The organism is Spirillospora sp. CA-142024 (genome assembly GCF_050942325.1).
GTDB lineage: Bacteria > Actinomycetota > Actinomycetes > Streptosporangiales > Streptosporangiaceae > Spirillospora.
This window is the reverse complement of sequence record NZ_CP192077.1, coordinates 7,672,757-7,687,402: the sequence shown is the minus strand read 5'-3', so window position 1 is coordinate 7,687,402 and position 14,646 is coordinate 7,672,757. Positions and strand designations below refer to the sequence as shown.

Below are 14,646 nucleotides of genomic sequence, written 5' to 3'. Positions count from 1 at the left end.
AACACCGCCAAGGAGACCCCTCATGAGCGACGCGATCACAGCCGAAGGGCTGGTCAAGAGGTACGGCGAGGTGACCGCCCTGGACGGGCTGAGCTTCTCCGTCCCGCAGGGGACGGTGCTCGCCCTGCTCGGCCCGAACGGCGCCGGCAAGACCACGACGGTGCGGATCCTGACCACGCTGCTGCGCCCCGACGCCGGCCGTGCCACCGTCGCCGGATGTGACGTCGTCGAAGAGGCCCGGCGGCTGCGCTCGTACATCGGACTGTCCGGCCAGTACGCCGCCGTCGACGAGCACCTCACCGGCGCCGAGAACCTGGAGATGGTCGGGCGGCTGTACCACCTGGGCGCCAAGCGCAGCAGGGCCCGCGCCCGCGAGCTGCTGGAACGCTTCGACCTCGCCGACGCCGCGGACCGTCCGGTGAAGGGCTACTCCGGCGGCATGCGCCGCCGCATCGACCTGGCCGGCGCGCTGGTCGCCGACCCGCCGGTCCTGTTCCTGGACGAGCCCAGCACCGGCCTGGACCCCCGTGCGCGAGCCGCGCTGTGGGACACCATCTCCGAACTGGTCGCGGGCGGCAGCACGCTGCTGCTGACCACCCAGTACATGGAGGAGGCCGACCACCTCGCCGACCAGATCATGGTGGTCGACCACGGCCGCGCCATCGCCCGCGGCACCGCCGACGAGCTCAAGGACAAGGTGGGCGGCAACCGCATCGAGCTGACCGTGACCGACGCCACCGAGCTGGAGACCGCCCGGCAGACCCTCGCCTGGGTCGCGGTCGGCGCCATGCGGACCGTTCCGGAGTCGCTCCAGATCACCGTCCCGGTCACCGACGGCCCCGAGGCGCTCCGCCACGTCCTCGGTCGGCTGTCGGACAGCGGAGTCCGGGTGCGGGACGCCGGCCTGCGGCGGCCCACCCTCGACGACGTCTACCTCACCCTCACCGGACACCAGGCGTCCGGCACCGACGAGCAGGCCCGGGAGGCCGCCCGATGAACGCGCTCACCATGCCCATCGCCGACGGCTGGACGATCGCCCGGCGCAACACCCTGAAGATCAGGCGGTCGCCGGACCTCCTCGGCGCCGCGATCATGTTCCCGATCGTCTTCGTGCTGATGTTCGCCTACGTCTTCGGCAGCGTCATCCACGTCCCGGGGATGTCGTACCGGGAGTTCCTGCTGCCCGGCATCTTCGTCCAGGCCGTGATCATGGGCGCGCAGATCACCGGCTACACGCTGACCCTGGACCTGCAGAAGGGCATCTTCGACCGGTTCCGCTCGCTGCCCATGGCCCCGTCCGCGGTGCTGATCGGCCAGACCGTCAGCGACCTGCTGATGAACCTCGCCAGCCTGGTCGTCATGGCGGCGATGGGGCTGATCGTCGGCTGGCGGGTGCACACCTCGCCCTTCGAGGCCGTCCTCGGGTTCGGGCTTCTGCTGCTGTTCGCCTACGCGTTCTCCTGGTTCACCGCGACCGTCGCGCTGGCCCTGCGCACCCCGGAAAGCTTCAACAACATCGCCACCATGGTCTCGTTCCCGCTGATGTTCATCTCCAACGCCTTCCTCGACAGCTCCGAACTGCCGGCGCCGCTCCGCGTCGTCGCCGAGTGGAACCCCGTCTCGACCTTCACCCAGGCCGCGCGCGAGCTCTTCGGCAACACCAGCACCGCGATGAAGACCTCGGACGCCTGGCCCATCCAGCACGCCGTCCCGGTGTCACTCATGTGGATCGCCGTCATCCTGATCGTGTTCGTCCCGCTGGCGACCCGCCTCTACAAGAAGGCCGTCAGCGCCTGACCATCGACGCGACGCAAAGGCGCCCCCGAAGCACACCGGAGGGCGCCTTCAGCGTGTTCGGAACGGCATTGCTGTCACCTATGAGCGGCTTCTCGGGCGTAGTCCCAACGAAGACACCGACAGGAGGGACGCCGCATGGCGGATCGATCCGGCTTCGACGACTACGTCGAGAAGCATTCCGACCGTCTGCTGCGCAGTGCCTACCTGCTGACCCAGGACTGGGCCCGCGCCGAGGATCTGCTGCAGACCGCACTGGCCAAGGCGTGGGTCGCCTGGGGGCGCGTATCGGACGATCCCTCCCCGTACGTCTACCGGATACTGACCAACACACACGCCTCCTGGTGGCGGCGACGATGGCGTGGCGAGGTCCCGACCGCGCAATTGCCCGAACCATCCCAGCCGGACCCGACGGCCGCCTTTGACGACCGCGATGCGATGTGGACGGCGCTGGCCCGGTTGTCGGCCCGGCAGCGCGCGGTCGTGGTGCTGCATTACTTCGAGTCGCTCCCGCTCACCCAGGTCGCCGACATCCTCGGCTGCTCCGCTTCCACGGTGAAGACCCAGCTGCGCCGGGCCCTGCTGCGGTTGCAGGTCGATCCAGCCCTCCAAGCCCTCAACGAAGTGAGATGACCATGCCCAACACGGAGCAGGAACTCGTCGCCATGCTGCGGGAACGCGCCCAGGATGCACCCCCGGATCCCGGCCGCGGCGAGCGGGCGGCGGCCCTGGGCAGGCGCATGCGGCGGCGCCGCCGTGCGACCCGCACGGCCGTGACGGCCGGTACCGCAGCCGCCGTCGCCGTCACCGCACTCGCCCTGCCCGGTGGTGCGGACGGCACCGTCCCGGCAGACACCGTGCTGGCGTCGGTACGGCTTCCGGCCGAGGTGCCGCTGCCCGGCGAGGCCGACCACTTCTTCCGGGCCGAGAAGCTGCCGCTCATCGAGTCGCAACAGCATGAACGAATGGGAGAGCCGGTCCGTCTGCGGTTCACGGCGCTCAGCACCGACACCATGTACAACGTGCGGTGCTCGGTTCCCGGCTCCTGGCTGGTGATCAAGAGCGATGACCCCGCGCGGTCGGCGAGCATCGGCCGGTGCGGCCCGCAGGACCATCTGTCGCAGTACGACGGCCAGTCGGCCGGGCCGGCGTGGACGGGGCGGCCCCACACCTTGGAGGCATGGGTCCTGCCGCCGGAGGCGGAAATCGACGAGAGCAACCCGCCCGACCCGTTCACCGACGCCATCGAGAAGATCGCAGCGCGTACCGGCACCCGTCCGGGGATCTGGGCCATCGGCGTCTACGACCGCCGAGGATGATCCTCCTTCACCGGCACCGCCCCCGCCTGCCCCAGCCCTTCACCCCCGTCATGGAAACCATCCGCGGCCTCCTGCTCGACAACCCGATCGGCAACAGCGCTGCCACCGCCACCGCCTGGTGCACAGGCACCGCGCTGCTGTCCTATCTGTGGAGACGCCCAGTCGTCGATGCAGGATGCGGTCCTTCCACCCGGACGGCACCCACCGTTCTCGCCGATGACACCGATACAGTCCCATCGCGGAGAGTGGCAAACAGTCGTCCATTTCACAGGACTCATCGGTGGTCAATGCCTGGTTGGGCAAGACGGTCAACAACGCAGCGGCCAGAGCAATGGGCCGCGCCGCCCCGCGTTGCGCGGAGGCGTGTCGCAAAGAGGAGAGATACGAATGAGTGGTCGTTGGCTCAGCAAGGGCAGCCCGGACAAGGACAACACCGAAGGTCCGGATGACCCGGGTGAGACCGCGACGCAGATCTACCGGGCTAGGGTGGCGCTCGGAGACGATCCCGAGACGGCCAACCTCCATGCCGAATGCTGGGAGGACAGGCAAGGGCAGGCTTCGCCTCCACAGTCCTGACTTCCAGTTCATCCTGCATCCACTTCCCTTTCTTGATTCCTGGGAATCGGGTGACGGAAGGCTCATATAGCTCGCCGTGATGCCATGTGCGCGGCGTGTAAAGCAAGGGCGGGAGAAGTCAACGACCTCTCCCGCCTTCTCTTTCGCCGGCGGCGTCCTTGGGACGCGCGGCGAACCGAACGGGCCCTTGCATGGGCGCCGCAGGTGGCGAGCGCATCGACGACTGCCCGTCGGGTGCGCTCAGCATCGCATTACGTTTCTGTGACGATCAATGAACAGTGCGTCAAAAGCATCCTGTGGGAACGGCTTGCTGACAAGATCAGCAAGACTCGACCAAGATCGATCACAGACCGAGGGAGACGATGAAGAAAGTCCTCAGGACGGCCGTGGTGGGCGTCGGTGCCGCGACCGTGTGCTTCGCCCTGGCACAGCCGGCACTGGCCGGCTCGTTCTCGAAGAATGTCGGCGACGGCACTGTCAAGTACACCGACTCGACGGACAAGTTCTGCGCTCAGGCCCGGAACTTCGGGGGTATGCCGGTCGAGGGTACGCGCCGGACGGTGACGGTGAAGCTGACCCCGATCAGCGGGTCCGGTCCGAGGTACAAGTGGACGGACGAGTACGGCTGGAAGAACGGCTCCAAGAAGAGCAAGACCTGGGGCGCCACGTGCCGGAGTCTGGCGACGGCTTACGAAGACACCAAGTACCGCGCCGAAGTCTGGTCCTACTGGGAGAATCGGGGCACCACCGTCAAGCGTGGGACTTACACCTTCCACAGCTGATCGTCTCCTGGACGTGTCACACTCCCCGCATGCTGCCGCGCGAGCGCGCCATGCGGGGAGCGTGACATCCGGACAGCGGTGGTGGCTGATCCGCCGCAGGCGGATCGTCGGGGCGTCAGTGCGGGACGGGGCCGTTGACCTCGACCAGTGGCGGTGCGACGAAGCATGTGCAGGGCGAGGTCGTCCCGACGGCCCAGATCGACGTGCCCACGCGGGTGAGTCCCTCGACGGTCCCCTCGGCCTCCTCGCTGGTGCCGGTAGTCCAGCTGGTGCCGTTCCAGTGCAGGAACAGAGGCCGGCTCGTCACCCCGCCGTCCGTCATGCGGTAACCGCCGACCCAGACCCCGCCCCTGCCGTCCGGAGCCGCGGCGCTCAGCCACGACTCGGTGAGCGCAGGCTCCGGCAGGACGCGCCAACGAGTGCCGTTCCAGTGCATCACCAACGGCCTGCCCTCATGGTCGCCGACCGCCCACACATTCTTGGCGGAGACGGCGGTGACGCTCTGCAGTTCAGTGTTGCCCGACGGGAGGGTCACCGGGCTCTTGGTCCAAGCGCTGCCGTCCCAGTGCAGGACGAGCGCGACATTGTCACCCGCGTCACTGAGGTACCACCCGACCGCCCACGCATTCGTCGCCGACAGCGAGGCGACGCCCTGCAGGGTGTTGGTGACACCGCCAGGGCTGGGGGAGGCCACCCGCGACCACTTCGTCCCGTCCCAGCGTTCGATCAGGGTGACCGGGCCGGGGGTGTTCCTGCCGGAGAAGGATCCGACCGCCCATGCCAGCGTCTTGGAGACCGCCGCTATGTCATTGAGCCGGTCGGCCCCGACATGCGAGCCGTCGGGCGGCGCGGCGGGCTGGACCACCGTCCACGCGGCACCGTCCCAGTGCCGGATCACCGGTCCGAGGCCGGTGCTGTCGCCGACGGCCCAGACGTCGTTGGACGCAACCGCGCTGACACCGTCGAGGCTGCCCGTGCCCGTCGGAGTGTCGGGAACCGTCACCTCTTTCCAGGACGTGCCGTCCCAGTGCTCGGCGACGGGATCGGCGGACTCGTACGGCGGATGCTTCTCCCCGACCGCCCACGCGTCGCTCCCGCCGAGCACGGCGACGTCCTTGAGGGTGCCCTCCGCGCTGGAGTGCGGCACCTTCCGCCAGTCCGCCTCCGCTCCGAGGACAGGCGGCGCCCCGGCGAGCACCACCCCCGCCACAGCCGCCATGGGAATCGCGAAACGCCTCACGAACCGCACATGAACTCCTTCCCCCCGCTCCCGGCTTTGCAGTGAGGACGCCCAGGCGATCACCTCGGTTGCCGTGATCGCCAAAAGACCACCCCGACCGAAACCGGCCGGGTGCGCGCGCCGTCCAGCCCGCCGCGGCCGGTCGTCGTCGGCGTCATCGGCGCTCCTGTATGCGGAGGCCGACGGCAGTTGTTGGCGACCCTCAGTTGCACAGGGCTGCACAAATGAAAACCCGCTGGCCTTTTTCAGGTCGTAACGAGCTTCTGCCGCTTGAGCTAAGAGGCGGATGGGCGCCAACCAGGAGAGGGAATAGGGCATAGGCGCAGCGACAAAACACCGCTCCCGGGATCAGTCCTTGCGGCGCCCGGAGTGCCGCGCACAACAGCACAGAGTCCCGCCCCTGGGGCGACGGATTTTGGTGACCTCAGTACCGGGAACCTTCGAGTCGCCCTCAAGGCGAGGGGGATGGCTGGGGTGGACGGTTGAGGATGAGGTCGCCGGCGCGGGCGATGACCTGGGCGCGGGTGCGGCCGGGGTGGTCGGCGGCGATCAAGTGGCTGCCGATGGCCGCGCTGAAGGCGAGCAGGCTGCGGGCTTCGACCTCGTCGGGGTCGGGGCAGAACGTGCTGATCGCGTCGCGCAGCAGCTGCATGCGCCGGTTGTCCACGCGGCGCAGGCGCTCGGCGACGGCCTGGTCGCGGCGCGCCCAGTCGCGAATGGCCAGGTCGATGGGGAGCAGGCGATCGCTGGAGAAGGTGAGCCGCCCGGCCAGCCGGACCTTGTCCAGTACGTCGCCGCCCTCCCGTTCGGCCCGGTCGAGGACGTCGTCGACGCTCTCGCGCTCCCAGGTGTCCAGCATCTCCGTCAACAGCGCGCCACGGTCGGCGAAGTAGCCGTAGAAACCGCCCTTGGTCACCCCGAGTGCCTTGGCCAGGACCTCGACGCGCACCGCGTCCACCCCGCCCTCGGCCAGTGCCCGCAGCCCCTCCTCGACCCAGGTTTCGCGCAGTGTGCGCAACGCGCCCATCGTATGACCCACCTCACCCCTTCGACCTGTTGTACGGATCCGTACAACAGGTCTAGCCTCACTTTATACGCCACCGTATAACGATGGAGGAGCAGCAGCCGTGTCGTTCGGTCTCGCCGCCCTCCATTATCCGGTTCCCGAGCATGCCGAGGACGGAGAGTTCAAATGGTCAAGTGGGCTGGTTGGCTCATCACGCTGTTCGGAGCCGCGCACACGCTTCTTGCGCTGACGCTGGAGAAAGCCGCGAGCCACGCGGGGACGTGGTTCAGCGGAGGGCTGCGGGGGGACGATCTCACCGCGATGAGCCCCGCGAACAGCGCGTACTGGCTGAGTCTGGCCAGCTTCGGCGTGCCGCTCTTCGTGGTCGGCCTGACCGTGCTGTGGCTGGACCGCCACCACATCACGCCACCGCCGTTCATCGCCTGGACGCTGGGCACCTGGACCGTCGTCGGTGCCGTGGTCCTCGTATTCACGCCATGGCCGATCCTCCTGCTCGCGAACATCCTGCTCCTGGCCGGAGCCCGCCGCACCGCCCGTTCCCACGCCGACACAACCGGGATCTCGTAGAAGACCGGCGCAGTGATTGCGTACCGGCGCTTGCTCCTCACGGTCTTTATCGGCCCGGTTCCCCCGGCGCCGCCTCGGATCTTCGGGGCCCAACACAGACAAGCGAAGGACACGATCCCATGCGCGAGAACAACGGCACCCGCTACGCAACCGACGCAGAACGCCGGAACGTGGCTGTCGTATCGGCCGTCGCTGTGGTCATCGACCTGGCGACTCTGGCCGTCACCAAGGGTGACCTCAACGTCACCGGGGTGGTGGCGTTCGCCACCGCCGTGGTCTGCGTGGGCTACGCGGCCGTCATCGAACTCAAGCACCGCATCGGCCGGCGCCGGTCGCGCTGAACCACCTGAACGTGAATGAGGCGGTCGCCGACCGCTGAACTCACGTACACGCAACCAAGGACCCCGGGGCAGCAGCCCCGGGGCCCTTCATTTGACGGAAACCGGGGTGTCGGCGCCAACGGCCCTCCACGGGTAGCGGCACAGGACGTCAGGGACGACGTCCCCTGGCCCACGAACGACAAAGCCGGTTCCGCTGGTCAGCGCGGGAACCGGCCGATCGCTCGTAGGTGCCCCCTGCGGGTGCGGCGAGTGACCTGCAGATTCGAGGGCGCGGTCCCCGCCCTCAACGTCGCCGCCGCGGCCGTCGGCTGAACTGCGGCGGCCCCGCTTCGCGGCCAGCCGGAACGGCTGCTGCCGCTACTGACATTCCATGCTCCTCGAGACCCGGGCTATCTGGCGGGCATCAGGGTGCGGTCCGGGCCGTCCACTCCGACCACCTCCCACACCCCCGGCTCAATCTCCCGGGACCGGGCCCGCATCGTGTCGGCCATCCCCGCCGGCCACCGCGTGCCCGGCACCGTCCACCGGACCCCGTCCAGGTTCGCGCGGGTCAGGTGCGCGCCGGACAGGTTCGCGCCGGACAAGTCCGCGCGGGTCAGGACCGCGTCCTCCAGGTTCGCAAGGTTCAGGTCCGCTCCGGACAGGTGCGCGAGGGTCAGGTCCACGCCGGACAGGGTCGCGCCGTCCAGGTACGTGCCGGACAGGGTCGCGCCGGTCAGGTTCGCGCCCTCCAGGTTGGCGCGGCCCAGGTTCGCTCCGGACAGGTCCGCGGCGGACAGGTCCGCGCGGGTGAGGTGCGCGGCGGACAGGTTCGCGCCGTCCAGGTTCGCGCGGGTCAGGTTCGCGCGGAACAGGAGCGCACCGGTCAGGAGCGCGCCGTCCAGGTTGGCGCGGGTGAGGTTCGCGCGGGTCAGGTTCGCGCCGAACAGGAGCGCGCCAGACAGGTTCGCGCCGTCCAGGTTCGCGCGGGTCAGGTTCGCGGCGGACAAGTCCGCGACGGACAAGTACGCGCGGGTCAGGTCCGCGTGGGTCAACTGGGCATAAGGGCGAATGGCGTTTTGAGGCACCCCGGGGGCTACATAGCCTTCCGGGAGGAATGTGGGGTCTTCGGGGAGGCGGGCCAGTGCGGCCACCAGCCGACCCGCAGGCTTGTGTGTCCGCAGGCCTCGCGGCACGGAGCGGATGGGTTCGGGTGGGCGGGCCAGCGCGGCCACCAGCCGCCCGCGCCAGGTGTCAGGGCGCATGGGTTCCTCCTCCCGGCCGGCCCGCCGAGCCGGGCAGAGGAGCACCGGATGACGGCGGCGGCGCGGGCGCGGGCGGCGCGGGCTCCATGGTGGCCTGCACGTCCACGTTGAGTGGGACCACCCGCGCCAGTTTCTCGATCACCAGCGGCGCGGCGACCCCCAGGCCGAGCGCCGCAAGCGCGCCCGCCACCTGACCGTCCTGCGCCAGGGCGGCCGCCACCGTGCCACCGGCCCCCATCCGGATCACGACCGACACCACGAACGCGGCCATGCCCTGCGGGATCGGGCGGCGCCAGGTCCAACGGCGCGTCGAGCGGCGGATGGAGGCATACAGTTCCAGCGCCTCCACGAGGAACCCGCCGGCGATTCCCCACAGCGCCGCCTGCCACCACACCATGCCCCGAACGTACGCCCAGCCACAGATCGGCCACGACCCACCACGCCCCGACGGCCGATCCCGGACGCCACCGAGCCCATGCCACCTTGTCGTCAAGTCAGCAATGCCGGGGCCATCGCTCGCCGGCGCACCACGGCGGCCGCGACGAAATCCTCGGTACGGGGCTTGACGAGCATCGGAACTGCCGGCCGGGGGACCATGACGAGCATGAGAACGAAAAGTCGCGGTTGGTGACCGCCCGGCGGTCCCGTGGCGAGACTTCTCGTTCGAGGGCACATCGCGCGGCTGTGACCGGCCGGTGCACATAACGTCTGAGTCCGACCGCACCAGGGCCTCGCCCAGGCGCCCCGAACCCGCCGTCGGCGCTGCTGGCCCGGTTCGGGCTGGGGCGCGTGGCGTGGCGTATCAGCCTGCGGACGCGGCGGTCCGCCGGTGGAGCACGGCACGCTCCGCCGCCGTCCAGACGCCGGACACCAGCAGGTACAGCCCGGCGGCCAGCGGGACGAACGCCGTGAAGACAACCGTGCCGAACGGCGCGACCCGCGCGAGGACGCCGGCCGCGCCGGCCGGGGCCGTCCGCGCGGCCCGCCGCGACGACCACACGGCCAGCGCCGCCATCAGCGCGAACAGCCCCAAGAACACCAGCGAAGGCGGCGTGAGCAGACCACCGCCGACGAGCCCGACCCAGTTCTGCCCCAACGGCGCGCCCAGCAGGGTGTGCGCGAGCAGCGCGTTCTGGTGCCCGGCGACCGTTGCCGACGTGAACAGCCGGTACATCACCATGAAGAACGGCATCTGCGCGAACATCGGCAGGCACCCCGACAGCGGAGTCGTGCCCTGTGCCTCATACAGGGCGGCGGTCTCCCGCTGGAGCCGGCGCGGATCCCCGGCGTGCCTCTTCTGCAGGGCCTGGACCTGGGGCAGCAGCCGCGTCCGGACCCGTTCGCCCTTGGCCGCAGAGACAGCGAGCGGCAGCATCGCCAGCCGCACCGCCAGGGTGAACACGATGATCGCCGCGGCGGTGGCAACGCCGCCCACGACCGGATGGATGCCGGCGGCAAGTGCGGTGACCAGGGCGTACGCGATCGAGACAGGAACATCGAGCAGGGACATGAGAGCCTTCCGGGAAGAGGAGGAGCGATGGCGTCGCCGGCCGCGCTCAGACGGCCGCGCTCTCCGCTCCCGGTGCTCTCGGACGGGGGCGTCCCGCCGCGTCGGGGTCGCGCTGCGGCAGAAAGGCGGTCCGCAGCGTTCGTTCCCGAAGAGTCGTCCGGACCCGTGCCGGCGCCACCCGGTGTTCCCGGCCCGCCGCATGGATCCTCACCGCCCCAAGGACCAGCACCCCCGCCACGGTGAATGCGGCCAGCGCCAGCAATGCCGGCTGCCCCGGCGCCCCGATCCAGTCGGCCGCGGCGAGGCCCCGCAGAATCACGAAGATCACCATCGACCAGAGCACAGCACTGACCTTCCCGACGTTACGGACGCGCTTCAGTCTCCCATCCGTTCCCGCCCGCGCGCTATCCACAAAGGTGCGGTCTTGGCCCGGCCGTGGAACTCTCCGCCAGCCAACTGTCGGGAACAAGCACAGGGAGTCGATGCCGCTCACGGGGTGGACCCGGAGGCATGAACACGGTCCCATGGCCCTGAGTATGTCCGGGAAGAGCAGTCTGGTTCGCGAGGCTCGCCAACGATCTGGGCTGGTGTTTTGATCAAAGACGAGCGTCCAACGACGGTCGTGGAATCAGCGCAGGAGGAGGGCTGTAAGGAATGAGCGGGCCGGCTTGTCCTCGTTGTGCCCAGGTGGACCAGGTCCAGAGTGTCCAGAGCGTTTATGGCGCTCAGAGCGGCACGAGCCACTCCACCGGGGTCGCCGTCGGTGCCGTCATCGGAGCTGGGCCGGTGGCTATGGGCATGACCACGCACGGAACTCACATCAGCAAGTGGAGGCCCCAGCCAGCTGATCGCTCTTGACGTGCTTCAGAGCGTCGTCGCAGACTTCGGCACTCGCATTGCCTTGGCCGGCCGAGACCTGTCCGCGCAACAATCAATACCGCCCGGCCCGGACAGTTGATAACCGTCTGCCCCGCCGGGGTCCGGATGGTGTCCAGGATCTCGGCGGCCTCGGCGTGGCCCAACGATGTGGTTTCGGCCTGTTCTCAGTGAGACTTGCCCGCCTAAGCGAATGGTGCCGCCGTTGCGTCCCGCCTGCGGTGCGGGCGCCGCTGCAGTTCCAACGTTGCGGCGATCAGCGCTCCCAGCAGGGCGCTGAAGAGTAGGTGGACGATGTACACCAGCATCACGCCGCCGGAAGTGCCGGCCTTCTGCAAATCAGAGTGCCAGGCGCTCAAGTCGACGATATTCCACACCACATACGCCACTGTGACAACGCCACCGGTGACGAGTTCGGACCGATCTCGTCGGATGGCGGCTGCGACAACGTTGCTCACCGCCCAACCGCACGCAAGGGTGTAGGGCAGGGGTGGGAACACGCTGTTCAGCATGCCGTAGGAGAAGAAGCCCCCTCCGCGTCCACCGGTGTGCTGATAAACCTCCCAATACCCCAGATTCGCCAGGATCAGGATCAGTCCGGGAAGGAGCCAGAGGCCCAGCCGCCGCCAAGCCGCCAGGAATGCTGTAACGAGAACGGTGGCATAGGTGACCAGATCGATCCCGCCCGCCCCCACCGACATGACGGCAGGGTCGAAAACGGCGGCCAATACGCGGAGAAGCGCGCCGGTGATCACGGTGGCCATGAGCCCGCGAACAACTGGGCGGAGCCGGGATGGGACGGGCTCCGGCGAGGATCCGGCCGGCTCGACGGCGGTCGGGAACGCATCGCCCTCGTTGCGCGGCGGCCCCGCCGGGACGGCGCCGGCCGTCCTCCCGGCGTTGTCGTCCGGCCCCGCGTCGTCGTCCAGTGGGGCCTGGCCGCTGCCCAGCAGCGTGCTCAAGACCTGGCGCGCGGTCGGCCGAAGCCGCGGGTCCTTGGCCAGGCACGCGGTCAGCGTCTCGCGGAGCGGCGAGGCGATCGGGCCCAGCTCTGGCTCGCCGTGCAGCACCCGGTGGAACACGGCCGACACGCTGTCGGCGCCGAACGCGGGGCTCCCAGTGGCGGCATACACGATGGTGCAGGCCCAGGCGAAGACGTCGGCCGCGTAGCCGACCGGTTCCCCGCTGATCTGTTCGGGGGCCATGTACGCGGGTGTCCCGACGTTGCGGCTGACGGTCCCGCTCGTCGCCTCCAGACTGCGGGCGATACCGAAGTCGATGACGCGCGGTCCATCCGGCCCCAGCAGCACGTTGCCGGGCTTGAAGTCGCGGTGCACGATTTGAGCCTGGTGGATCGCGACCAGCGCGGTGGCGGTGCCGATCGCGAGCCGGTCCAGGTCCGTGCCCGTCCGGGGGCCCTGCTCGCGAACCACGCGCTGCAGCGACGGCCCGGGGACGTACTCGCTGACGATGTAGGGGACATCGCCCTCGACGTCGGCGGCGAGGATGCGCGCCGTGCAGAACCCCGCCACCTTGCGTGCCGACGCGAGTTCCCGTTCGAAATATCGGCGGGCCTGGTCGTCGTGCCCGAAGTCGGCGTGCAGGAGCTTGACGGCGACCGGCCGGCCGGACTCCGATTCGCCGAGGTAGACGATGCCCTGCCCGCCTCGCCCCAGGCGGGCGCCGATGCGATAAGCGCCGACCTGCACCGGGTCGTTCGGCAGCAGCGAGTCTCCCGCCGGCGTGGGAGGTTGCACGCCCATCCTGAAGATCCCGATCGTCCAAGAGTGATCACATCGGGGCAATGATGTCACGTTCATCCGGCGGAACACGTTGCTCGATAAGCGATTCCAGCAGAAACAATCCATGCGGCGGTACCGCGGGCCGCGCAGCATGTTCAGGCGACACCCGGGCCACCCATGGGGCCGTGCTGGGTCGGGCATCTCGTCGAAGCACACCGTGATGTCGGCCTCCAGCACCAGTGGTAATTGATGGGTTCGAGGCCAGGAAACTGCCGGCGAATCCGCTGTGGCCGTCGCGGACGGTCCGGCGGCGGCGTCCGAAGCCGCCCGCTGAGGGTGCCGGCAAGAAGCCGGTCGACGATCTGACGAGGGGGTGCCATGCGCGATGCCCTGATCGATCCCGCGGCGGTCTACGCAACCTGGCTTTCGGTGCCCTCCGCCTCGCCGGACGCACGGACGTCGGTCACAAGCGTCGCGCGACTCGCAGGTGCCGGGCGTAGTATCCGTCACCGTCCAGAATCGCTGCGCCGCCCGCGTCCCCGAACGTCGGCCCGTTCGCGCGCGTACGCGAAGACACGTACCGGCTGTCCGCGATGACCACGCCCGGCGCACCGGCCGCCATCGAGCGCGAGAACCGGCCGAGGCCGTCCGCGTGCGAGCCGGTGTCGGGGTACAGCTTGACGCCCATGTCGTGGCCGTAGACGAGCCGCACGTACCCGGAGCAGTCCAGGTCCCGGTGCAGGCGCGGATCGGGTTGGAGACCGCCCCAGGCGACGCCGAGGTAGTCGTTCCAGTCCGCGCCGCGTACCCGGTGCACGTCATCCTCGGCGTACCGGCCGAACCCGGCGTCCTCTCCGTGCCCGGTGACGTACCGCATCGCGTCAACGAACAGGTCCGGTGATGTGTCGGTCACCTCGCGCGCGAACCACGTCCGGAACGCCGGGGTGTCCTGCTGGCCGAACCGCCACGGCGCCGCCGCGAACCGGACCCACGCATCGGTGCGGACCGGTGCTGCCGCTTGCGGATCCGAGAACGTCCGCTCCCTCGGCCGGAACACCACCGTGCGGGCGCCCTCGGTCAGGGTGGCGACCAGGTGGTTCCGTTCGTCGTACACGTTCGTACGGTCCGGGTGCTTGGACCGTATGTACCGGTAACCCGGAAGCAGCGGCCGCGCCGAGTGCCCGACGCGCGCACGCTGCTTCGCATCCACGATCGCGTGGTTCATCTGCGGGACCAACGCGATGACCGCCGCGCTGGCCACGGCCACCAGTCCGATGATGGGCTTCCTCATGACAGCGCGACTCCCGCTGTGAGCATCACGCAGGTTGCCGCAGCGACCGACACCAGCGACACCAGCGTTGGCGTGATCCGCTGCTTGGACGCCTGGGAGGCGATCAGGCCCGGCGCGACCAAGCCGAGAGTGTCGTGGGGGAACAGGCCGGGGAACCGCCCCCGCAAGGTGAGGAACAGGCCGACTTCGATCAGGACACCGACCAGGACGGTCGCCGCGAACAGCCTCTTGCCGTACAGGATCGCGTTTCGGCGCAGCAGCATCATCACCAGGTACGTCACGACGGTCGCGCCGGCGCCGATGAGCAGGGTCTTGGGCCACTCGACCACCGTGAGGG

Annotated in this window: 16 protein-coding genes; 7 read left to right on the top strand and 9 right to left on the bottom strand. The window is 69.4% G+C overall.

The annotated features are described in order from the left end of the window. The first annotated feature begins 22 nt into the window (after window positions 1–22). The 5 genes from ACQPZP_RS36395 (at window position 23) to ACQPZP_RS36375 (ending at window position 4,471) form a co-directional block, all read left to right on the top strand. Window positions 23–997 carry an ATP-binding cassette domain-containing protein gene (locus ACQPZP_RS36395; protein WP_433474202.1) on the top strand — a complete coding sequence of 325 codons (975 nt, stop codon included), beginning with the start codon at window positions 23–25 and terminating at the stop codon, window positions 995–997. Further along, on the top strand, window positions 994–1,797 hold the full coding sequence (locus ACQPZP_RS36390) for an ABC transporter permease (protein ID WP_433474201.1): 804 nt from the start codon (window positions 994–996) through the stop codon (window positions 1,795–1,797). Before ACQPZP_RS36395 ends, ACQPZP_RS36390 begins: the two co-directional genes overlap by 4 nt. Window positions 1,798–1,932: 135 nt before the next feature. Next, window positions 1,933–2,427, top strand: coding sequence for a SigE family RNA polymerase sigma factor (locus ACQPZP_RS36385; protein WP_433474200.1), 495 nt, complete (start codon window positions 1,933–1,935; stop codon window positions 2,425–2,427). A 2-nt stretch (window positions 2,428–2,429) separates the two neighbouring features. Next, a complete protein-coding gene (locus ACQPZP_RS36380) occupies window positions 2,430–3,113 on the top strand; it encodes a hypothetical protein (protein ID WP_433474199.1) in 684 nt (227 codons plus the stop codon). Window positions 3,114–4,051: 938 nt separating this feature from the next. After that, complete coding sequence (locus ACQPZP_RS36375) at window positions 4,052–4,471, top strand: hypothetical protein (protein WP_433474198.1); 420 nt, start codon at window positions 4,052–4,054, stop codon at window positions 4,469–4,471. 115 nt (window positions 4,472–4,586) lie between these two features. On the opposite strand, the gene ACQPZP_RS36370 is transcribed toward ACQPZP_RS36375, so the two are convergent. Together ACQPZP_RS36370 and ACQPZP_RS36365 are read right to left on the bottom strand one after the other, a co-directional pair. Continuing rightward, entirely contained in the window at window positions 4,587–5,720 is a 1,134-nt protein-coding gene (locus ACQPZP_RS36370; RefSeq protein ID WP_433474197.1) for a hypothetical protein, read from the bottom strand. 442 nt (window positions 5,721–6,162) lie between these two features. Beyond that, window positions 6,163–6,738 carry a TetR/AcrR family transcriptional regulator gene (locus ACQPZP_RS36365; protein ID WP_433474196.1) on the bottom strand — a complete coding sequence of 192 codons (576 nt, stop codon included), beginning with the start codon at window positions 6,736–6,738 and terminating at the stop codon, window positions 6,163–6,165. A 165-nt stretch (window positions 6,739–6,903) separates the two neighbouring features. Here ACQPZP_RS36365 and ACQPZP_RS36360 point away from each other — a divergent pair, with 165 nt between their 5' ends. Beyond that, on the top strand, window positions 6,904–7,305 hold the full coding sequence (locus ACQPZP_RS36360; RefSeq protein WP_433474195.1) for a DUF6463 family protein: 402 nt from the start codon (window positions 6,904–6,906) through the stop codon (window positions 7,303–7,305). Window positions 7,306–7,424: 119 nt separating this feature from the next. Then, a complete protein-coding gene (locus ACQPZP_RS36355; protein ID WP_433474194.1) occupies window positions 7,425–7,646 on the top strand; it encodes a hypothetical protein in 222 nt (73 codons plus the stop codon). Window positions 7,647–8,035: 389 nt separating this feature from the next. Here ACQPZP_RS36355 and ACQPZP_RS36350 read toward each other — a convergent pair whose 3' ends face one another. From ACQPZP_RS36350 to ACQPZP_RS36320, 7 genes are all read right to left on the bottom strand, one after another. Beyond that, the gene (locus tag ACQPZP_RS36350; protein ID WP_433474193.1) at window positions 8,036–8,680 is read right to left on the bottom strand and encodes a pentapeptide repeat-containing protein; all 645 of its coding nucleotides are present in this window, start codon (window positions 8,678–8,680) and stop codon (window positions 8,036–8,038) included. A 199-nt stretch (window positions 8,681–8,879) separates the two neighbouring features. Beyond that, window positions 8,880–9,287 carry a hypothetical protein gene (locus ACQPZP_RS36345; protein ID WP_433474192.1) on the bottom strand — a complete coding sequence of 136 codons (408 nt, stop codon included), beginning with the start codon at window positions 9,285–9,287 and terminating at the stop codon, window positions 8,880–8,882. 405 nt (window positions 9,288–9,692) lie between these two features. Beyond that, entirely contained in the window at window positions 9,693–10,400 is a 708-nt protein-coding gene (locus ACQPZP_RS36340) for a YidC/Oxa1 family membrane protein insertase (protein WP_433474191.1), read from the bottom strand. Window positions 10,401–10,446: 46 nt separating this feature from the next. Beyond that, on the bottom strand, window positions 10,447–10,731 hold the full coding sequence (locus ACQPZP_RS36335) for a DUF6412 domain-containing protein (RefSeq protein ID WP_433474190.1): 285 nt from the start codon (window positions 10,729–10,731) through the stop codon (window positions 10,447–10,449). 730 nt (window positions 10,732–11,461) lie between these two features. After that, window positions 11,462–13,255 carry a serine/threonine-protein kinase gene (locus tag ACQPZP_RS36330; RefSeq protein ID WP_433474189.1) on the bottom strand — a complete coding sequence of 598 codons (1,794 nt, stop codon included), beginning with the start codon at window positions 13,253–13,255 and terminating at the stop codon, window positions 11,462–11,464. 226 nt (window positions 13,256–13,481) lie between these two features. Next, on the bottom strand, window positions 13,482–14,309 hold the full coding sequence (locus ACQPZP_RS36325) for a hypothetical protein (RefSeq protein WP_433474188.1): 828 nt from the start codon (window positions 14,307–14,309) through the stop codon (window positions 13,482–13,484). Further along, window positions 14,306–14,638: a poly-gamma-glutamate biosynthesis protein PgsC/CapC gene (locus ACQPZP_RS36320; RefSeq protein ID WP_433474187.1), complete on the bottom strand. Its 333-nt coding sequence runs from the start codon at window positions 14,636–14,638 to the stop codon at window positions 14,306–14,308. The genes ACQPZP_RS36325 and ACQPZP_RS36320 overlap by 4 nt, the downstream gene beginning before the upstream one ends. Between the last annotated feature and the right edge of the window lie 8 nt (window positions 14,639–14,646).